Annotated in this window: 22 protein-coding genes; 13 read left to right on the forward strand and 9 right to left on the reverse strand. The window is 65.1% G+C overall.

Annotation, left to right across the window (positions count from 1 at the left end; all coding sequences use genetic code 11):
- Positions 1-91 precede the first annotated feature (91 nt).
- Positions 92-1,576, reverse strand: coding sequence for an RNB domain-containing ribonuclease (locus QMG25_RS12925; protein WP_283460816.1), 1,485 nt, complete (start codon positions 1,574-1,576; stop codon positions 92-94).
- 65 nt (positions 1,577-1,641) lie between these two features.
- Between QMG25_RS12925 and QMG25_RS12930 the strand changes: the two genes are divergently transcribed.
- Entirely contained in the window at positions 1,642-2,346 is a 705-nt protein-coding gene (locus tag QMG25_RS12930; protein ID WP_283460818.1) for a ferritin-like fold-containing protein, read from the forward strand.
- A gap of 159 nt (positions 2,347-2,505) precedes the next feature.
- Here QMG25_RS12930 and QMG25_RS12935 read toward each other — a convergent pair whose 3' ends face one another.
- From QMG25_RS12935 to QMG25_RS12965, 7 genes are all read right to left on the reverse strand, one after another.
- Positions 2,506-3,219: an AarF/ABC1/UbiB kinase family protein gene (locus QMG25_RS12935; protein WP_283460820.1), complete on the reverse strand. Its 714-nt coding sequence runs from the start codon at positions 3,217-3,219 to the stop codon at positions 2,506-2,508.
- Positions 3,216-4,283 (reverse strand): ABC1 kinase family protein, encoded by a 1,068-nt coding sequence (locus QMG25_RS12940; RefSeq protein ID WP_283460822.1) that lies wholly within the window; start codon positions 4,281-4,283, stop codon positions 3,216-3,218. Before QMG25_RS12940 ends, QMG25_RS12935 begins: the two co-directional genes overlap by 4 nt.
- Entirely contained in the window at positions 4,265-4,531 is a 267-nt protein-coding gene (locus QMG25_RS12945) for a hypothetical protein (RefSeq protein WP_283460824.1), read from the reverse strand. The genes QMG25_RS12940 and QMG25_RS12945 overlap by 19 nt, the downstream gene beginning before the upstream one ends.
- Before the next feature lie 111 nt (positions 4,532-4,642).
- Complete coding sequence (locus QMG25_RS12950; protein ID WP_283460826.1) at positions 4,643-5,902, reverse strand: MFS transporter; 1,260 nt, start codon at positions 5,900-5,902, stop codon at positions 4,643-4,645.
- 394 nt (positions 5,903-6,296) lie between these two features.
- The gene (locus QMG25_RS12955) at positions 6,297-7,031 is read right to left on the reverse strand and encodes a CDP-alcohol phosphatidyltransferase family protein (protein WP_283460828.1); all 735 of its coding nucleotides are present in this window, start codon (positions 7,029-7,031) and stop codon (positions 6,297-6,299) included.
- Between the two features lie 19 nt (positions 7,032-7,050).
- Positions 7,051-7,437, reverse strand: a complete 387-nt coding sequence (locus QMG25_RS12960) for a hypothetical protein (RefSeq protein ID WP_283460831.1) — start codon at positions 7,435-7,437, stop codon at positions 7,051-7,053.
- Positions 7,438-7,469: 32 nt separating this feature from the next.
- On the reverse strand, positions 7,470-7,742 hold the full coding sequence (locus QMG25_RS12965; protein WP_283460832.1) for a DUF427 domain-containing protein: 273 nt from the start codon (positions 7,740-7,742) through the stop codon (positions 7,470-7,472).
- 373 nt (positions 7,743-8,115) lie between these two features.
- Here QMG25_RS12965 and QMG25_RS12970 point away from each other — a divergent pair, with 373 nt between their 5' ends.
- The 3 genes from QMG25_RS12970 to QMG25_RS12980 are packed head-to-tail and all read left to right on the forward strand — an operon-like array spanning position 8,116 to position 9,815.
- Entirely contained in the window at positions 8,116-8,481 is a 366-nt protein-coding gene (locus QMG25_RS12970) for an oxidoreductase dimerization domain-containing protein (RefSeq protein WP_283460834.1), read from the forward strand.
- Between the two features lie 40 nt (positions 8,482-8,521).
- The gene (locus tag QMG25_RS12975) at positions 8,522-9,196 is read left to right on the forward strand and encodes a TVP38/TMEM64 family protein (protein ID WP_283460836.1); all 675 of its coding nucleotides are present in this window, start codon (positions 8,522-8,524) and stop codon (positions 9,194-9,196) included.
- Positions 9,189-9,815 carry a CDP-alcohol phosphatidyltransferase family protein gene (locus QMG25_RS12980; protein WP_283460838.1) on the forward strand — a complete coding sequence of 209 codons (627 nt, stop codon included), beginning with the start codon at positions 9,189-9,191 and terminating at the stop codon, positions 9,813-9,815. The genes QMG25_RS12975 and QMG25_RS12980 overlap by 8 nt, the downstream gene beginning before the upstream one ends.
- 189 nt (positions 9,816-10,004) lie before the next feature.
- Here the strand turns inward: QMG25_RS12980 and QMG25_RS12985 are convergent, their stop codons facing one another.
- Positions 10,005-10,259, reverse strand: a complete 255-nt coding sequence (locus QMG25_RS12985) for an FAD-dependent oxidoreductase (protein WP_283460840.1) — start codon at positions 10,257-10,259, stop codon at positions 10,005-10,007.
- Between the two features lie 86 nt (positions 10,260-10,345).
- Here QMG25_RS12985 and QMG25_RS12990 point away from each other — a divergent pair, with 86 nt between their 5' ends.
- The 9 genes from QMG25_RS12990 (at position 10,346) to QMG25_RS13030 (ending at position 18,473) form a co-directional block, all read left to right on the forward strand.
- On the forward strand, positions 10,346-11,002 hold the full coding sequence (locus QMG25_RS12990) for a class I SAM-dependent methyltransferase (RefSeq protein WP_283460843.1): 657 nt from the start codon (positions 10,346-10,348) through the stop codon (positions 11,000-11,002).
- A gap of 158 nt (positions 11,003-11,160) precedes the next feature.
- Entirely contained in the window at positions 11,161-11,622 is a 462-nt protein-coding gene (locus QMG25_RS12995) for a hypothetical protein (RefSeq protein ID WP_283460845.1), read from the forward strand.
- Between the two features lie 86 nt (positions 11,623-11,708).
- The gene (locus QMG25_RS13000; protein WP_283460847.1) at positions 11,709-12,407 is read left to right on the forward strand and encodes a Crp/Fnr family transcriptional regulator; all 699 of its coding nucleotides are present in this window, start codon (positions 11,709-11,711) and stop codon (positions 12,405-12,407) included.
- A complete protein-coding gene (locus tag QMG25_RS13005; RefSeq protein WP_283460850.1) occupies positions 12,404-12,703 on the forward strand; it encodes a DUF427 domain-containing protein in 300 nt (99 codons plus the stop codon). Before QMG25_RS13000 ends, QMG25_RS13005 begins: the two co-directional genes overlap by 4 nt.
- Before the next feature lie 97 nt (positions 12,704-12,800).
- Positions 12,801-14,306 (forward strand): hypothetical protein, encoded by a 1,506-nt coding sequence (locus tag QMG25_RS13010; protein ID WP_283460853.1) that lies wholly within the window; start codon positions 12,801-12,803, stop codon positions 14,304-14,306.
- Position 14,307: 1 nt separating this feature from the next.
- Positions 14,308-15,585: an ABC transporter substrate-binding protein gene (locus tag QMG25_RS13015; protein ID WP_283460854.1), complete on the forward strand. Its 1,278-nt coding sequence runs from the start codon at positions 14,308-14,310 to the stop codon at positions 15,583-15,585.
- A gap of 7 nt (positions 15,586-15,592) precedes the next feature.
- Positions 15,593-16,465, forward strand: a complete 873-nt coding sequence (locus QMG25_RS13020; RefSeq protein ID WP_283460856.1) for an ABC transporter permease — start codon at positions 15,593-15,595, stop codon at positions 16,463-16,465.
- Entirely contained in the window at positions 16,456-17,349 is an 894-nt protein-coding gene (locus QMG25_RS13025; RefSeq protein WP_283460858.1) for an ABC transporter permease, read from the forward strand. Before QMG25_RS13020 ends, QMG25_RS13025 begins: the two co-directional genes overlap by 10 nt.
- Positions 17,346-18,473, forward strand: coding sequence for an ABC transporter ATP-binding protein (locus tag QMG25_RS13030; protein ID WP_283460860.1), 1,128 nt, complete (start codon positions 17,346-17,348; stop codon positions 18,471-18,473). The genes QMG25_RS13025 and QMG25_RS13030 overlap by 4 nt, the downstream gene beginning before the upstream one ends.
- Positions 18,474-18,495: the final 22 nt, after the last annotated feature.

Consider the following 18,495-nt stretch of genomic DNA (forward strand, 5'->3'; position numbering starts at 1 on the left):
GCATCCATGTCTACCCCTTTAGTCTAACGGCACGGAGTCAAATTCCCTTCGCGAACAGGGAGTTGGCGGCAGCGCTTTCGTCCCGGCATGGTCATTGACTTGCGGTGGGGGCGGCTGTGGCGGGCACAAAAGCGACGGTGCGGGTGGCGATGTCGGCCTTGACAAGCTTGACCCGCACCACGGTGCCCGGCTCCAGCGCCCCGTCGCAATAACCCGTCACGGCGGGGACGGAAATCTGGATGGTGCTGCGTGCGGAGGCCTTTGAGTTGTGCCCGTTCTGTTTGGGCCCGGCAAGCACGACGGCGTCAAACTCACCTCCCACGTAGTGGCTCAGCAGGGCCGCCTCAACGGTGTCGATGGCCGCCTTGTCCACCCTGCCGGCCAGCTGGTTGGAGGTGGCCATGATCTCCGGAAGCTCCTCCAGCGAGGCAATGGCCCAGCCCGGAACATCCTCATTGGCGCACAAGGAGGCGCAAATGGCCAGCACAAACCTGTCCACGAGGCGGCGCAGGGGGGCTGTGGTGTGGGCATAGGGAGCCGCCACTGCGGCCTGCAAAACCAGCTCAGGCACTTCACCGTTGAAAGGCGTGTAGCCGGCACCCCTGAACAAGGCGGTTGCTGCGTGCATGAGCGCCAGGTCCTTGGGATCGTGGGTGTTGAGCGTGCGCAGGTACTCGCCGTAGGCCATGTCCGGGGCCCACGGCTTGCCGAGGGCCACCGTTTGCGCGCGGTAGGCGGCAACGGCTTCCTCATGCGGGGCAGGCATGGTGCGCAAAATGCCCACCTTGCCCTTGATCATGACCTGGGCGGCTGCCATTCCCGTCAGGAGCGAGACTTGGGCGTTCCAGTCCTCAATGGGCAGGTTGGGCCGAAACTCCAGCACGTAGCGGCCGTCCACGAATTCGACTTCCTGCGCCGGCACGTTGAGGCTGGCTCCGCCCCGGGCACGCTCCAGCTCGATGCGCTTCGTCCCAATCTCAGCCAGCAGCGCCAAGGTGTCGGCGTACTCGGCAGGCGCGTCCCCGGCGTCGTACATCCGTTGGGCTTGGTCATAGCCCAGCTTGGCGATGCTGCGCACAGTGGCACGGCGGACGCTGCAACGACGCTGCGATCCGTCGGCGGCCAGCTGGATTTCCCAGACATAGGCGGAACGGGCGTCGTCGGCGAACAGGCTTGCGGCGCCCTCGCTCAGGGGCAGCGGGTGGAGGGGGATGCGCTGGCCGGGGGTGTAAATGGTCTGGCCGCGGCGGCGCGTCTCGGCATCCAGGGGGCCGCCGGCCGGCACAAAGGAAGGCACGTCGGCAATGGCGTAGTGGACCACGTAGCCGTCGTCGTTGCGCGCCAGGTGCATGGCTTGGTCCAGGTCCTGCGAGTCGGCCGGGTCGATGGTGATGAAGGGCAGCGCGGTCAGGTCCGGGGCGGGGAGGGAATGGCCGGCGATGACTGCATCAACCTCGGCCAGTACATCGGGGGCAAAACCGTCGGGGAGCTTGAACTCCGCGTTAAGGGCGGCAAGCGCTTGGGCGAGGGACTGCTGCGCGGCGCCCTGCCTGACGCCAATATGGGAGTACGGCACGGTTTCAGCGTAAACGATTCCGCTCCAGGAACAAGGGCGGCGCGGCAAGCACTACGCTGGGGCACATGGGTATTTCAGCATCCGACGACGATGATTACGTAACTGCCGGGGAACTGCGGGCCCGCTACGACAGCTTCGTGGTGGACATGCTCGGCAGCATTGCGTATGGGGAGCTCTCCGCCTTTGAGCGCCTGGCGGCCGACGCGCGGCACTCGCCTTCGCTGGGCGACAGGGCGTTGCTGGGGAAAATGGCGGTCGCGGAGTTTGGCCATTATGAAGCCATGTGCGCGCGTTTGGAAGCCATGGGCATGGACCCGGAACTGGCCATGGCCCCCTACCAGCGCATGGTGGATGCCTTTCACGAGCGCACCCGGCCGGCCGACTGGCACGAGTCGTTGATGAAGGCGTACGTGGTGGAGACGATCACCGAGGAGTTTTACGCCGCCATTGCCGAGCACCTTGACGAACCCACCCGTGAAGCGATCGCCCGGGTGCGCACCAGCGACGAGCAGGTTGCACAGTTGAGGGCCATGCTGAAGAAGATGCTGGCCGAGGATCCGCGGCTTTCCTCCCGGCTCGCACTGTGGGGCCGCCGGCTGGTGGGGGAGGCGCTGACCCAGGTGCAGCACATCGGTGCCAAGCACAGCTTCCTGATGGGGCTGCGCCCCGATGCCACGCAGGAGCAGGCTGCGGCCGAAGTTTCGAAAATTCTCAGCACGTTGACCCGCAACCACTCCAAACGGATGAGCATTTTGGGGCTGACCGCCTAGCCTCGGCTACTTCCCCGGAGCCCGCGCCGAAATTTGAATCGAAACGGGAGCAGTCGGCAATGTTGCGCGCGAACATTGCCGACTGCTCCGCTTTCGATTCCGTGGGCCGTCATTGGGGAGTTGGCCCGGCGTCGGCGCGACGTTTCCGCGGGTTTGGAGTCAATCCTCGGCGACGCTCCTGAAGACCAGCATCAGCGCGCGCATGCCCAACACGAGGCCACCAAAGAGCAGGGCGAAACCAAAGAACCCGTAGAGGTGAATCTCCGCTGTCAGCAGCGGCCCTTCATTGCTGGTGATGAGCATGATGGCGCCCAACACGGCGGAACCGGCCAGGATGGCCACAATGAGCTGCTGGAACAGCCCGGTCAGGAAGCGGCGGTCCGAGGAGTGGCCCAAAACCCGCACGTTCATCGAGAAACGGCCTTGTTCCAAATCGTCGCTAATTTTGTTGATCCGGCGCGGGAGCTTGTCGAGCAGCGGAAGCAGCTGCATAAGCCGTTGTTCAAATTCTTCCTTGACACTGCCAAGCGTCACTTTTTCATTCATGATCCGGGCACCCTCGGTGCGCGCGGCGCCCACCAAATCCAGGGTCGGGTCGATGACAAGCAAGGTTCCTTCTACAGCGGCCAAGGCCCGGACAGCAGCACCGATCTGGGGCGGTACGGAGAATTTGTGGGCGATCACCAGGGCAAAGAGTTCACCGAACATCTTCTGGCTGCCGCCCGGGCCAAAACCGGTTCGGAGCCGTGTGAGAAGCTGCCCGAGCGAACGCTCCAAGGCTTTTTCATCCAGGCCCTCGGGCCGGTCAAGCAACTCGATCAGGGCGTCGGTGGCCCCGGCGCTGTCATTTTTGTCGATGGAGTACAACATCATGCCCAAAGCCATCTGGGTGGCGGGGCAAGCCTTCCCACGGCACCGAAATCAAGCAACCCCAGCGTCCCTTCGGGGGTGATGAAAATATTGCCGGGGTGCAGGTCTGCATGAAAAACGCCGTCGGTGATGATTTGTTGAAGCGTGGCACCCAGCAAGGTGGCTGCCAGGACGCTGCGCTCGCCGGCGCCGAGGCCCGTCAATAGCGTGCCCGCGGAACTGACGGGACGGCCGGGAAGCTTGTCCATGACCAGGAGGCGCTCGCCGGAAAGTTCCGGATAGGCGTGCGGGACAGTAACGGCGAACTTGCCCGATTGCTCCAGCGAATGCTCAATGCTGCGCATGTTCTCCAGCTCAATCCTGTAGTCCAGCTCCTCCGCCAGCGAATCGACGAACCCGCGGGCCAAGGCAAATACGCCAAGAGACTTGCCCCATGGGGTTGTCTTGTTGAGCCAGCGGGCCAGGCGAAGAATGATGTCGGTGTCCAAGGCAACCTGGTCCAAGGCTCCCGGACGCTGAACCTTGAGCACCACCTCGGTTCCATCCAGCAAGGTTGCCTGGTGGACCTGTGCCACGGAGGCTGAAGCCAGAGGCACGGGATCGACATGGCTGAAAACCTCCGCCAACGGCTGGCCCAGCCGTTCCTGAAGGGCCTGTTCAATGGCTGACCAAGACTCCGGGGCTGCCTTTGTCTGCAGCGACTCCAATTCGCGGATGTAAACCTCCGGCAGGAGGTCTCGTCGAGTTGAGAGCATCTGGCCCATCTTGATAAAGGCGACGCCGGCCTCATTCAGTGCGTTGCGCAGGGCCCGGGCAGTTTTTACGTCCTGGCCGAATTCGTCGTCGCGGCCGAATCCGCGCAGCCGGGAGCCCAGGCCGTGGCGCACTGCGATGGATACGACGTCGGCATAGCGTCGGGTGCGGCGCCGCCTGGCTTTCCAACCGGTGAAAAGCTGGCTGAAACTTGGCAGGGAACCCGTGGGGAATGCTGCCTCGAAGAACACCAGCGCGGCGACGCCGAGGGCAAAAATCCACCCGACGGCCAATGTCAAAAACAGCAGGGCCACAAGGGGGCCACATTCAGGCCGTTGGGGTTTTGGTCGGTTCCTGCGCGAAACAAGTACTGGACACTCAGCCCCATGGCGGCGCTCATCACGAAGCCGACCGCGATGGACCGAGGCCAGCCGATCGGAACGCCAACCACCCTCCGCACCACCGTTGCGGCAAGCCATGACTGCAGCGCCAGGAACAGCAGCCCGGCGATGCTCAGCAGCACTATCCCCACAAAATCCAGGGCCGCCATCAGGGCTGGCACTTGCTGACACTGGTTCGGGCAACGTTCACTTTGGCTCCCAGCATGCTGGTGATTTCTAACTTCACTGTAGCCGTGCATGGGCGCTTTTACGGGCTGTGCGAACGAACGTGGCTAGGAGGCGGGCCGCCGGACTGGTTGCCGGCCGGGAAGCAGCGCCAGTGCCGCTGCGGCGGCAAGCGCCGCGAGGACGGCCAGGGCGCCTGCCATGGCCGCCCAGCCGAAACCCTGAAAGAGAAAACCAGCGCTCCAGCCCACCACGCTTGAACCGGCATAGTAGCTGAGGTTGTAGAGCGAAGAGGCTTGCGCCCGGCCGGTGACGGCAAGGGCTCCCGTCCAGCCGGAGGCGATGCTGTGCGCGCCAAAAAAGCCGGCAGTGAACAGCACCAAGCCCACCAGAATTACTGTCAAGGGCCGGGCCAGCGTCATGGCCAGCCCGGCCACCATGACGGCGGTGGAGGCTAGCAGCACGGTTCGCCTGCCGAACCGCGTGGCCAGTCCGGCCACGGCACGCGAGGAAACCGTTCCGGATAGATACGCCAGGAAGAGCAGCGCTATGGCAGAGGCCGGCAACAGGTAGGGTGGCGCCTCCAGCCGGAAACCCAAGTAGTTGTAAACACTGACAAAGGAGCCCATCAGCAGGAAGGCTTGGGCGTACAGGGCCAGCAAGGACTGGTTGCGCAACTGTGGGACCAGTTTGCGCAGAACCCCGCCAAAGCCGCCGGAGGCCGCCACCGGCACGAAGCCGCGGGGCTTCGGGGCCAGCAGGAGAAAGCCGACGGCGGCAGCCGCAGCGCAGAGCGAGACGGCGAGGGTTCCCATGCGCCATCCTGCAATGTCGGCCACGGGCCCGGCCAGCAGCCGTCCGGAGAGTCCGCCCAGGGTGGTGCCTGCAACGTATACGCCGGCGGCCGCACCCGCGTGCCGGGGGCTGATCTCTTCGGTCAGGTAGGCGATGGCAAGTGCGGGTACTCCGCCCAGCGCAGCACCTTCAAGCACGCGCAAGAGAAGAAGAATTTCAAAGGTGGGGGCTGCCGGGACCAGCAAGCCCAGAATTGTTGCCAGCACCACGGCCAATCCCATGGTGCGGACCCTGCCAAGCCGGTCGGCAACAAACGACCACGGCAGGACGGCGATGGCCAGGCCCACAGTGGCGGCTGAAACGGACAAGGCTGCCTGGGCGGCGGTGATGCCCAGATCGCGTGACATCAGCGGCAGCAGGCCCTGGACTGAATAGAGCTGGGCAAACGTTGCCACCCCTGAACAGGCAAGCGCCGCCAGCACCCTGCGGTAACCGGTGCTGCCCTGCAGGTGGCCGTTCCACGAATTATCGCCAGCTGTTGGAAACTTGTCCGTGCTCTTTCCCCGGGTCACAACAACAACCGTAGAACTCCCGGACCAATGCGCCTAATGGATGGACCAACCCGGGTTTCGACGTCCCCGTTTCCGATGGGCAGCGACGCCGGTGAACCGTGGAGGTGGACCTGCATCAATTCGAACGCCTCGTCTTTGGTCGCGGCCCGAAACGTTTCGTGTCTGCCGCGACAGGTGGATTGGTCCGGACGGTGCCAAAAGACCCGCCAGATCCGGCTGACAGCAATGAAGGCCAACGCAGCAAGTGCCGGCGGAAACCACGGCACTGCATCTCCGCCCCAAACTACTGCAACGCCATCCTCACCGGAGAATGTGGGGACATCCACCAGTTGAAAATGTGAGTGGATTTCACTGCCCACTTGCTGAGTTGCGGAGAGCTTGCCCAGGGACAAGGTCAAGTAGAAAGGCTTTCCCCCTGTAGTTTGCTCTTGGTGTGGCTGATCTGTCGCAACACGATCCTCAAACCGATGATGATTTGAAGTGCGGCGGCCGGACGAATCCAGCGGGACCGTGGCATGTCCTTCATCGCACCGTGGGTAAAACTTGTCGCGGTGACGGCGACAACGCTCGCCTCCCATGCAGCGAACGTCGCGGCACGCAGCCACAGGTTTGACTCGTGCTGGAGGGTGAACCAGGTCCACAGCGCAGTATCTGCCAGGAAGTCTGCCTGCCGCCCGAACCGGGTCTCGGTACCTGTCGCACGGGAAATTTGCCCATCGAGCCAGTCAGTGGCCAGGGCCAGGATCGGCACCGCATTTCCGAGTCGACTCTCCAGTGCTGGAAGGTTCGCACGAATCAGCGTGAGGGTATTGGCAACTCCGAGTGTCTCCTGCTTCTCCAACATGCCCAGGTGACTGGCCGTGAGAATCCAGCTCGCTGCCACCCAGGTGCGGTGGCGCGGATCCGCCAGAGCAGCCAGTCCCACATGCAGCACGGTCGATTCGAGCAAGGCCCGACGATGCTCAATGGCTTGCCGGACCGAGCGCCTGGTTGCCCGGGCAAGAAATCGTGACCACGCGGCTGGAGTGTAGCTTTCGGCACGAAGCGTGGACAGGAGCTCATCGGTTGCGGCACGGCTATCTGGTTCATCCAGGACTCCATCCCCGTCAGTCCCTGCCAAAGCGGCCATGGCCCGTGGATACCGGCGTTTAGTGCGCACTGCGGGCCTGCCGGATGAGGGTGTGCACCACGACGACGGCGAGGATGCCCGGAAGGATGGAGATCAAGGACTCCGGTATCGGGCCGATGATTCCGAGCACGGCGGGGCCTCGCAGTGCGCCAGCGTTGTCAAGCAGCAGGGTTGCCGCCAAGGCTAAACCTGCGCCGATCCCTGTGCTGGCCAGCACCATCCGCCACGAGGATGCCGGGCGTCGAAGCCGCAGGATCACGAACGGGGCGATTGCGACGAGGAACGGGTCGAAATGGTAAGTGGTGGTGGGGTGGGCCACAGCGAGCAGGAACCAGCCGGCGGCCACAGCCAGAGCAACCACCGTCCCCGGCCACAACTGCGCTGCGATCGAGCGGGTGGGAGTCATTGTCGTTTCGACCGGTGCTGGTGCTTTTACGTTCATCGCGGTCCGGCCAGCTTCAACCACCGGCAAGCTCTTGGCTTCTTCGGCTCAAAGTCCGCGGCCGGGACCTTGGCAACCTTGACTCCGTGCCGAAACGTGACGTGTCCGCGCATGTTCCCTGCCGCTTGCAAGGGGTGCGGGTAGTACCAGGCGGCGTCCGGATTGGCGGGCTCGCCGATTCTAAGTGTGCAATATTTTCCCTCAACCCGGATCGTGTGCGCCGATTCTGCGAGGACTACACCGTTCCAGCGTGCTTGATAGATGTGCATGATGGCTCCATTTCGTTCCGGCTTTGTCCCCACCAAGGTACGGTGCCGGTGGCGGCGGCTCAGCAATCTCAATCACACAACACTTCGATCGTGAAGGCCACTCCACCTTGTGCCTTGCTGCGAGGACGGCCGTTGTGTGTCCTCGATCGCAGGACTTCATCCGGGCCGGCCCTACTATTGGTGGGGTCGGGTTTCACGGGTGACAGGGACGCTTCCACTAGACGTCCCTCCCGGAGGAAAGCACCATGTTCGCCTGGGCGCCCGAAGGGCGGCTAGGCTGGCGCCACCTCCCGGCCCTGCGCGTAACCTGATGGCAACGGCAACGCGTCAAGATTTTGGGAATGCCGCGTTGCCCATCGAGGAGGAACTTTTCATGGCTGAGATTGTGGCTGCTGTAGTCCCGGCGGTGGGGCTTGGCGGGGAATGCCCTGATTCTGGCTACATTTCGAGCAAGATGACGATCCGGGCTGGAAAATCCCCGGGGGAAGCTCGCAGGGCCGACGGCGTCTCCGACCACTACGCCGGTTCCGCGGGCATGACCGGGCAGCAGGCCCATGCTGCCAGCTTGCTGGTTCGGGTGGGCGCCACTGATCTGGCGCCGTCGGCCCGCGGGTGGATCGACAAAGCCGGATCCCCGGGATCCATCAACCTCCTCGAACAGGCTGACTGCGGAGTGCTGGTCGGAGCCACGTCCGTCGGACCAGCCGGGGATGACGACGCCCCGGCCCGCCTTGAGTGAACCAGCCGGCATGGAAAGGGAAGCAGCTGCGGGGAGGACCGTGAAGAGTGAACCAGATGGAACGAGCAGACGCTCGGCGCTCCTGCGGCTGGGGATCCTTGTGGTTCTCGTGGCTGCCTCCACCGTGGCGGTACTAGTGTTTCCGCTCCCGCCGGTCGAAGAGCTCCGAGCCTATTTCGCCACTATGGGCTGGTGGGGGCCTGCCGCCTTCATCCTGGTCTACGCCGCCGTGACCCTTGCTCCATTGCCCAAGAGCGTCCTCTCAGTTGCAGCGGGGCTGATCTTTGGGCTCGGCGGTGGCGTCGCCGTCGTCTATGCTGCCGCGATGCTCGGTTCCGTGGCCGCCTTCTGGTTGGGCCGCCGGCTGGGCCGTGAGGCTGTGGAGAAATTCATCGGGACACGGGTGGAGAAAATCGACCGGCTGCTGAGCAGGCGCGGGCTGGCGGCCATGATTGGAGTCCGGCTGGTTCCAGTGTTTCCGTTTACGGCGATCAACTATGCGGCCGGGCTGACCTCCATCGGCTGGTGGCACTACGTCGTCGGGACAGCGATCGGCATCCTTCCCGGCACGGTGAGTTACGTGGCGCTGGGTGCGTTCGGCCTTACTCCGGGATGGCAGCTCGACATCGCGCTCGGTGCCCTCGCCGTGCTGACTATTGCGGGGCTGGTGGTCGCCGTCCTGCGGGGTCGGAAAAGGAAGGCAGACGATGTTTGATGCCAAGTTGCGCCGGGCCATGGGCCCTGCCACGGAACGGGCCGCCATCTGGCTGGACCGGCCGTGGATCACCCCCGACAGGTTGACGGGGTTGAATCTGGTTCTAGGCCTGGCCAGTGCCGCCTTCGCTGCCGGGCAGTGGTGGCTGCCGGCACTGGCCGCGTGGCTGTTGTGCCGGATCGCCGATGGCCTTGACGGCCCGCTGGCCCGGCTCCGAAACCGCCGAAATGGCACTGAGGACACCGGCAGGGGCGGATTCTGGGACATCTGCGCCGATTTCATCGTCTATGGTGCGACGGTGGTTGGCGTCGGCATCGGCGCCAGTGCCGCGTTCGGTGCTCCTTGGTTGCCGTTCCTGCTGGTCCTTTTCGCCTACTACATCAACGGCACGGCCTTCCTGGCGTTCTCTTCCATTGCCGAAAAAACCGGCCGCCAGATCCGGGACGGCCGCTCACTGTCGTTCCTGGCCGGCCTGACCGAGGGCGCGGAGACCGTGGCGGTGCACAGCCTGTGGCTGATCTTCCCGGGTGCTGCATGGGAAATCGCCGCCATCTGGGCGGTGCTGGTCACGGCCAGCGCCATCCAGCGGATCATTGCCGGCTACCGGTCGCTGCGGTGAGCTGCAACCCGGTCCATCCAACGGTGTCGCCCCCAGGCCAGGGCGGCCGTGGTGCGGCGCATCACCGGGGACGTGAACGTCACCCGGAGCACTTGCCGGTCGCGACCAGCGCCTGTCGGAAGCGGATCTGCTCGCCGCCCACCTCGGCCACACCGGGGCCACGGAACACCAGGGTGCCCTTAATGACGGTCATTCCGACGGCGCCCCGGTCGGTGCTCGCAGGGTGGCGGCGTGCTCGGCCGCTGAGAGGAGCGTCTTGGACGGGACGCATCCTGTCCACAGGCAGTCACCCCCGGTGCGGGCGTGTTCGACCAGCACTGTGCGCACCCCGAACCCGGTGGCCAGCTTGGCGCCGACGATTCCGGCCGTGCCCCCGCCAACAACCAGCAGATCAACGAGCGGGTGCTTGACTGTCATGATGGACTGCTCGTGGATGATGCTCAATGCTGGAGATGGCGCTCGCCGGTGCGGTCCGCTGTGGCTGTTCGGCCGTCGGGGAACGAATCAGAACGAACTGGAAGGAGCCCGCCTTGGGTGATAAATACACCCGGTTTGCCCCCTTTTACGATCTATTGTCAGGGGAGTACCCCATCTATCATGCCGGACGGGTGCTCGGTATCAACGCGCTGGCCCCCTCCAAGGGCCAGCAGGTGGTGGATGTGGGATGCGGCACGGGGCTGAATTTTGCTTTGCTGCAGCAACGCATCGGCGCCTCCGGCACGATTGTTGGCATTGACCGCAGCGCCCAGATGCTCCGCCAGGCCCGGCGGCGGGCCAAGGCCCAGCACTGGTCCAATGTCATCTTGGTCCAGGCGGACATGGTTCTTGCAGACCCCGCCACCCTCTCGGCCCAGATTGTGTCGGCAGGGGGATCGGCCCTCGCGGATGCCGCCCTAGCCACGTACTCGTTGTCCCTGATGGGCGGTTGGGAACAGGCCTGGGCAACCACGACGTCGCTGCTGGCCCCGGGGGGACGGGTCGGCGTCGTGGACATGCAAGACCCCGTGGGCTGGGCGCGCTGGCTGACTCCGCTGGCACGGCTGGCCTGCACCTGGGGCGGCTCCGACATCCATGCCGCACCCTGGCGAGCCGTGGAGGAACAATGCACCGAGGTCATCCGGGCCTCCGCCCGGGCCGGGCACCTGCAGATCCGGGCCGGCAACACCATGCCAGCCCGAACCGGATGAACCCAACACCGCAGTCCCCGGAGCCGTGCTGCGAAAAGCCAAAAAGAGGACAATCCGGTGGCCATGGCTTGTTGTGTACTCCAGATTACTGAAGAGGGGCGCCGGACGGACCTAGCTTGAAGGGGTTAGCACAACCAACTCCACGAAAGGCCGCCACCATGGCTACCGCATCAGCGCTTACACACTCGTCCCCTTCGTCCAGCCTGGGCAGGCGCGTTCTCGGCGGGGTCGCCGGTGGCCTTGCCGGCGGCATCGTCTTCGGGATGATGATGGCAATGATGGCAATGATGGGCATGTTGCCCACGATCGCTTCCATGGTTGGTTCCTCGTCGGCGGTGGTCGGATTCGGCGTCCACCTGATGATTTCGGTGCTGATCGGGCTGGGCCTGACCGTCCTGTTCGGCAACCGGCTCCTGACCGGATACCGCCGCGGCGCACTCGTGGGGGTTGTCCACGGAGCAATCTGGTGGGTCCTGGGCCCACTCATGATCATGCCCGCCATGATGGGCATGCCCCTTTTCGCCCTCAACCCGACTGCCGTGCTGAGCCTGATGGGCCACATGGTCTTTGGCGCTATTCTTGGGTTGGTGGCCGTACGGGTCATTGCGGGCCGGCCATGAGGGATGAATGCCAAAGTGAGCTGGCCGCCGTCGTCCCCGGGGATCTCAGACCGTGGACCCCAAGCCTACGAGAGGGCGAACCGTTGATGGGTGAACCACTTGATGCGTTCAGCTGCTTGACCGAAGTCGAGTTGTTCGCGGACCTGAGTGCGCAGGAAATCGCGGCCATGGACCTGATGGCCCCGGCGCGGCTGTTCCGCCGCGGGGAACTGCTCTTTAGCCAGTCCCAGCCGGTCACTGCCCTGTTCATTCTCAAGTCCGGCCGGGTGCGGGTCTTCAGGGTTGCCGAGGACGGCAAAGCCCTGACCATGGCCATCCTGGAACCCGGTGCGGTGTTCGGGGAGATGATGCTGGTGGGCCAGCGCATGTATGACAACTACGCCGAGGCCATCGAGGACGCCACCATCTGCCAACTCAGTGTGGCGGAGGTGGAACGGTTCCTGCTTGCTGATCCTCGCATAGCCATCCGCATCTCACGACTGCTTGGCGAGCAGGTGGCCCGTCTGGAGGAACGCCTCACCGACCTTGCGTTGAAGCCGCTTTCGGCCCAGGTCGCCTCGACACTGTTGAAACTCTCGGAAAACATTGCGCCGCACCGTTTCAGCCAAGGACGCACCATCCACCTGACCCACGATCAACTCGCCGGGCTGCTCGGAGCCTCCCGCGAGGCCACCAGCAAGGTCATGGGCGAGTTCACCGGCAAGAACGCCGTCCGGCAGGGCCGCGGGCGCATTATTGTCACGGACCGGGAGATTCTGCACAAACTGGCCGGGAGCGGCTCATGATGACGGCCACGTTTCAGGGCCAGCTAATCGCCCGCGCCGAGCAGACCATCTATCTGGAGGGCAACCACTACTTTCCGCCCAACGCCGTGGAACCGCCAGTGTTGACGAAAAGCTGGCTGCGCACCCTCTGCGTTTGGAAGGGCATCGCCCGCTATCGCCATGTCAGCGCCGGTGGTTTTCGCGCTTCCAACGCCGCCTGGTCCTACCCGCTCCCCACACCCCTTGCCTGGCAGCTCAAGGGCCACATCGCTTTCGACCCCGCCAGCGGCGTAGTCATTGGCGAGGAGGGCCACTGAGCCGGGCCTCCTGCGGCACCGGAACTGCACGCCTAAAAAGGAACCAGTCCGCAACCCTGCTCCGTCCCGTATCCACTGCATGACCTAGAGGATTATTATGAATGTCGCAGCCCTCCTCCGAGGCGTTGAACTCGCAACAAGGCCGATTCATCCCGAGACCAGGACCGCGTTGGAGCTGCGCTGGGCGCAGCTGCCCGAGCACGTCAAAACCCCCGGCCAGCTGTTGGGGCGGGCCGCCGTCGGATGTGAAGGCACACATGGAGTCTTTCCCAAATGCAATCTCACCTGCTCACCCTGCTACCACTCGGCCGACGCCAACAAGGTCAGGATCGACGGCGTCCACACCCTCAAGGGGGTGACCGAACAGATGGAGTACCTGCGCAGCGTCCGCGGTCCCCGTGCGCACGCGCAGTTGATCGGCGGGGAAGTCAGCTTGCTCCCGGCCGAGGACCACGCAGCGGCGCTGCAGGCCATGCGCGCCAACGGCCGGGAACCGATGTCCATGACCCACGGCGACTTCGACTACCAGTACCTGCTGGACGTGGTGCTGGACCAGGAAGGAAAGCCCCGCTTTGACAGGGTCTCCTTCGCCGCCCACTTTGATTCGTTGATGCGCGGACGACGCGGCGCCGTGCGCCCCCACAACGAGGCCGAGCTCAACCCCTTCCGGGCGAAGTTCGCCGACATGTTTACCACGCTTAAACGTGAGCATGGCGTCCGTTCCTACATCGCACACAACATGACCGTCACACCGAGCAACCTTGATCAAGTCACCGAGGTGGCACAGGCCGTGTTGAAAATGCCCTATGACATGCTCTCCTTCCAGCCCGCGGCCTACATAGGGGATGACCGCAGGTGGTCCGGAGGATTCGACGCCGTCTCCATCGACGCAGTGTGGTCCCGGATCGAGGCCGGGGCCGGACACCCCATCCCGTGGCAAGGCACCCAGTTCGGGGACCTGCGCTGCAATAGGACCGCCATCACCGTCAATGCAGGAATCCGCAGGGCCGCCTTGCTGGACCCCGATGATCCCCGGGACCTTGCGGCCCGCGACAGGGCCCTTGCGCACTTTGGCGGCATGATTTTTGGCGGCACCCCTACTTGGAATGTGGGTGCGAAAATCTTGCGGGCGCTGCTGGCCCACCCGGGCGACGTGCCCCACCTCCTCGCCTTCGCCCTGCGCCTCATGCGCCGGGCAGGCGGGCTGCGGGCGGTAGCCGCGGCGGCCTTCAAGCGCCGCTTGTCTTTTAAGACGTTTGTGGTGCACAACTTCATGGATGCCGCCGACGTCGCACCCGCCTGGGCACTGATGGAGCAAGGCGTGGCCAGCGACGACCCGAAAATCAAGGAAACCCAAGAGCGCCTCGGCGCCTGCATGTACACCATGAGCCATCCGGAGACCGGGGAGCTGGTGGCCGCCTGCGTCCAGCATTCCGTCCTGGACGTCGGCGAAAACATCGGATTGCGCAAAATGCTCCCGCTCAGGCCGCTCACACACCCTCCGGAGAAGGGGGATCCGGCCTCCGCATCACCGGCCTCCGCGGATGCGGCCTCCGCGGATGCGGCCACCGGACCGGCCTGCACGAGCAACGGGAAAGGCTGACATGCGAAGATTTGGCACCGGCCTTACCCGCCGCGCACCACACAGCACCCGCCGCCGACGGTTCAGCACGCTCATGGCGGGTGTTGGCGCTGCCTTGCTGGCCCTGAGCGCCTGCAGTGCCCCGGCCCCGGCCCAGCAGGATTTTGCCAGCTGGGATCAGGTGGTCGCTGATGCGCAAGGCCAGACGGTGCGGTTGTGGATGTACGGCGGGGAAGAGCAGGGAAACGCCTATGTCGACAAGACACTGATCCCCGCAGCAGCCAGGTTGGGCGTCACGCTCCAGCGCGTTCCCGTGGCCGACACCAAGGACGCCCTGAACCGTGTCCTGACCGAGGTCCAGGCCGGCACGCGGGATGGGACCGTCGATTTGGTCTGGGTCAATGGGGACAATTTCGGCACCGGCCAGCAGGCCGGCGCCTGGTCATGCGGCTGGACGGACCTGCTGCCGAACATGGGCCTGACCAACCCCGCCGACCCACTGCTGGCCAACGACTTTGGAACCCCCGTGGACGGCTGCGAGGCACCGTGGCACAAAGCACAGTTCACCATTGCCTACAATTCCGCGACCGTCACCGACCCGCCACACACACTGGCTGGCCTGCTGGACTGGGCACAAGAACACCCCGGCCGCTTCACCTACCCCGCACCCCCGGACTTCACCGGATCCGTCTTTACCCGCGAAGTGCTCAACAGTGTCTCCGGCGGGTACCAGAACGTGCCGCTGCAATACGACCAAAAGGCCTTCGACCGGCTCACGCCCGCCCTCTACAGCAGGCTCAAGGAGCTGGCCCCGGCGCTCTGGCGCCAGGGGAAGACGTATCCCAAGACCTCCGCTGAACTCAATGCCCTCTATGCCGGCGGCCAGGTGGACTTCACCATGACCTACGGGCCGGCCGAACTGACCAAACTTGTCGCCGATGGCACCTACCCTGCCGCCACCCAGGTGCTGACATTGACGGAGGGCACGGTCGGCAACGCCAGCTTCCTGGCCATGCCCGCAACATCCGGTCACCAGGCAGGCGCCATGGTGGTAGCGAACCTGGCGCTGTCCCCGGAGCAACAGGCGGCCAAGGCCGACTCCCGCGTCTGGGGCCAGTTCACCGTCCTGGACACTGCCAAGCTTGACCCTGCCCAGCGGGCCCTGTTCGCGAAGCTGCCCCAGTCCCCGGTGGTGCCTTCCTACGAGGTGCTGTCCCAAAATGCCAGCCCGGAACTCTCCGCTGCCTGGGTCCCGGCCCTCGACGACGCATGGCGGCGTCTGGTCCTGACGGGTCGGTGAGGCGCGCATGAGGACAAAAATGGCCACGCCGTCACCTGCCGGGCCCCGCACCTGGCTTCCGGGAACGCTCATGGTGGTGCCCGCCGTCGTACTAGCAGCCTTCGTCGTCATCGGGGGCATGGTCACGGCCCTTGCCCAAAGCTTGGGACTGTTCCCGCTGGTGGGCCCGCCGTCCCTGACCGTGGCGGCGTATGGCGCCCATGCCGCAGACCTGCCGGTGGGCATTGCCCTGTCGCTGGCAATCGCGACCGTTTCGACCGTAGTGGCCTGTGTGGTGGGGTTCAGCGCAGCGCTGATCATCGTCCAAGGAAAGTGGTGCGGCAAACTCGTCGCCGCCCTGGGCACACTGACCATCCCCGTCCCGCACATTGTTGGCGCCGCCTCCATCTCCTTGCTGCTGGCAGACTCGGGGCTGCTCGCGCGCCTGTTCAACAACGGCGGGCAATGGCCGGAACTGGTGGGAGGACCGTGGTGGATCGGCGTCGTTGCCGAATACGGGTGGAAGGAATCAGCGTTCGTGGCCCTGGTGGTGACCGGCACGCTGGCCACACGGGCGGTCAGTTACGATGAAACAGCTGCACTGCTGGGAGCCGGCCGCCTCCGTCGCCTGCGGCACATTCTCATCCCCCTCAGCCTGCCGGCCTTGACCGTCTCCGCCACGATCGTCTTTGTCTACAGCCTGGGCTCCTACGAAGTGGCATGGCTGCTGGGCCGGGCCTACCCCGAGCCCCTGCCGGTCATGGCGCTGCGCCTGTTCAACGCCGCAACACTCACCTCCAGACCGGAAGCGGCCGCAGTGGCCATCCTGACCACCGTCTTGTCCATGGCCGCCGTGGCAGCCTCCTTGGCCTACCTGCGCAGGAGTGCATTGTGGCGCTGACCCTCCCGCCCGAGTTCAGTACACCGCTCTCTTGGCCCGACCAGCCCGGAAACGGGCTGAGAACTTCACAGGGCATCACGCGTGTACTGCGGATCATGCTCGCCCTGGCCCTGGCACTCTGGTTCCTGCTGCCGCTGGTGCCCTTGGTCCTGTGGGCCTTTGCCGACCGCTGGTCGTTTCCGGCTGTGCTGCCCCAGGCCTGGGGATGGGAGGGCGCGCGCGCCGCCCTCGCGCAGGGTGCCATCCCGGCTTTCGGGCATTCCCTCCTGCTGGGTCTGCTGGTCAGCGCAATCGCCACACCCCTGGGTGTGCTGGCGGCCCGCGCGCTGGCCTACCATCGGGTCCTTTTTGCCCCGGCGGTGAACGTCATGCTGTTCGCCCCGCTCGCCCTGCCGGCATTCGTTGCGGCACTGGGACTGAACGTGCTGCTGCTGCGCCTGCACGTTCCACCGTTTGCCGGCGTCGTCCTGCTACTGACGGTCTACGCCCTGCCCTACACGAGCTATGTCATGCGCGTCGCCTACGGGGCGCATGACCTCGCCGTTGAGGAAGAAGCCCGCCTCCTGGGCGCCTCGCCGTGGCAGGTCATGTGGCGGGTGCAGCTGCCGTTGCTGGCCCCGGCCTTGGCCCGGGCAGCCTTTCTGGCGTTCCTGGTGGGCTGGAGCGACTATGTCATCACCGTCCTGGTCGGCGGCGGCACGATCGTCACCGTCCCACTCTTGGTGGCGGGCGCGGCTGCGGGCACCGGCAACGACGCCACCGTCGCGCTGCTCTCCGCGGCGGCCCTGCTTCCTCCACTGGTCCTGCTGCTGGGTGTGGGCCTGTTGGGCCGACGACCCAGCGGAAAACCAACGGCAAAATCAATGAATGGAAACCTGCCATGATCCCCGGCGTCAGCGTGGAGGGCCTGTCCAAATCCTTCCCCGGAACGAGAACACCCGTCTTGGACAACGTGAACCTGACAGTGGAGGCGGGCACGTGCACAGCACTGCTGGGGCCTTCCGGTGCGGGGAAGAGCACCTTGCTGCGTGCCATTTCAGGCCTTGAGACGCCCGACGTCGGACGGGTGCTGGTGGGCGGCCAAGACATGGCCGAGGTCTTGCCCGAGCGCCGCGGAATGGCCATGGTCCAGCAGCGCCCGCTGCTCTTTCCCCACCTGAACGTCCTGGACAATATTGCTTTCGCCGGCACCGTCCGCGGAGTCCCCAAAAAGGCGGCTCGGGCCGATGCCGCAGCTTTCCTTGAACTCGTGCAGCTGGAGGGGTTTGGCCGGCGCCCTGTCACGGCGCTCTCCGGCGGCCAGGCACAACGAGTCGCGATCGCCCGGGCCTTGGCAGCCAGACCGGCCGTGCTGCTTTTGGACGAGCCGTTCAGCGCCTTGGATCCGGAACTGCGCGCTGCCATGCACGAGCTGCTGGCACAGTTGCGGCGCAGTGTGAACCCCACCGTCCTGCTGGTCACCCATGACCGCAGCGAGGCGGCGGCCGTGGCCGAGAAAATTGCCCTGTTCAGCGGCGGCCGGATGCTCCAACACGACAGCGTTGAACGAATGTACTCACGCCCGGCCACCTTGGAAACCAGCCGACTGATGGGCGGGGCCAACGAGATCCCGGGCATCGTGCGCGACGGGTATCACCACTCCGTGTTGGGGGTGTTGCAGCTGCCCGGTGACACGAGGCAGCCTCCCGGGCCGGGGGTGCTGCTGGTACGCCAGGAGAGCATTGAAGTGGGCGCGCGAAACGGCATCGGGATCCTGGCCACGGTCACCGGACTGCGGACATTGGGGCCGCGCAGGCAGATCAGCCTGGATGTGGCCGGGGCCTTGATGCTGGCCGAAGTCCCCTGGGGCCGGGCACTTGCCCCGGGCGACGCGGTCGCACTGTCCATTCCCACATCCGTGTTGGCCGTTGTGGCCGCTCCAGAGACTGCCCGCACATTCCCTGACGTTGGGGAGGAACCCCAGATCACTGGCCAGGGCCGCAATGCCTTGGCCAGCATCGAGAACTAATCCGGCTGGGAACAGCCGCGGA

Source organism: Arthrobacter sp. H35-D1, from assembly GCF_030063185.1.
Taxonomy (GTDB): domain Bacteria; phylum Actinomycetota; class Actinomycetes; order Actinomycetales; family Micrococcaceae; genus Specibacter.

Coding starts and splice junctions, on each gene's coding strand:
- QMG25_RS13020 (WP_283460856.1), top strand. CDS start 15,593: ATGAGGACAAAAATGGCCACGCCGTCACCTGCCGGGCCCCGCACCTGG.
- QMG25_RS12970 (WP_283460834.1), top strand. CDS start 8,116: ATGGCTGAGATTGTGGCTGCTGTAGTCCCGGCGGTGGGGCTTGGCGGG.
- QMG25_RS12935 (WP_283460820.1), bottom strand. CDS start 3,219: ATGATGTTGTACTCCATCGACAAAAATGACAGCGCCGGGGCCACCGAC.
- QMG25_RS12955 (WP_283460828.1), bottom strand. CDS start 7,031: ATGGCCGCTTTGGCAGGGACTGACGGGGATGGAGTCCTGGATGAACCA.
- QMG25_RS13015 (WP_283460854.1), top strand. CDS start 14,308: ATGCGAAGATTTGGCACCGGCCTTACCCGCCGCGCACCACACAGCACC.
- QMG25_RS12995 (WP_283460845.1), top strand. CDS start 11,161: ATGGCTACCGCATCAGCGCTTACACACTCGTCCCCTTCGTCCAGCCTG.
- QMG25_RS12980 (WP_283460838.1), top strand. CDS start 9,189: ATGTTTGATGCCAAGTTGCGCCGGGCCATGGGCCCTGCCACGGAACGG.
- QMG25_RS12930 (WP_283460818.1), top strand. CDS start 1,642: ATGGGTATTTCAGCATCCGACGACGATGATTACGTAACTGCCGGGGAA.
- QMG25_RS13005 (WP_283460850.1), top strand. CDS start 12,404: ATGATGACGGCCACGTTTCAGGGCCAGCTAATCGCCCGCGCCGAGCAG.
- QMG25_RS13010 (WP_283460853.1), top strand. CDS start 12,801: ATGAATGTCGCAGCCCTCCTCCGAGGCGTTGAACTCGCAACAAGGCCG.
- QMG25_RS13000 (WP_283460847.1), top strand. CDS start 11,709: ATGGGTGAACCACTTGATGCGTTCAGCTGCTTGACCGAAGTCGAGTTG.
- QMG25_RS12965 (WP_283460832.1), bottom strand. CDS start 7,742: ATGCACATCTATCAAGCACGCTGGAACGGTGTAGTCCTCGCAGAATCG.
- QMG25_RS13030 (WP_283460860.1), top strand. CDS start 17,346: ATGATCCCCGGCGTCAGCGTGGAGGGCCTGTCCAAATCCTTCCCCGGA.
- QMG25_RS12960 (WP_283460831.1), bottom strand. CDS start 7,437: ATGACTCCCACCCGCTCGATCGCAGCGCAGTTGTGGCCGGGGACGGTG.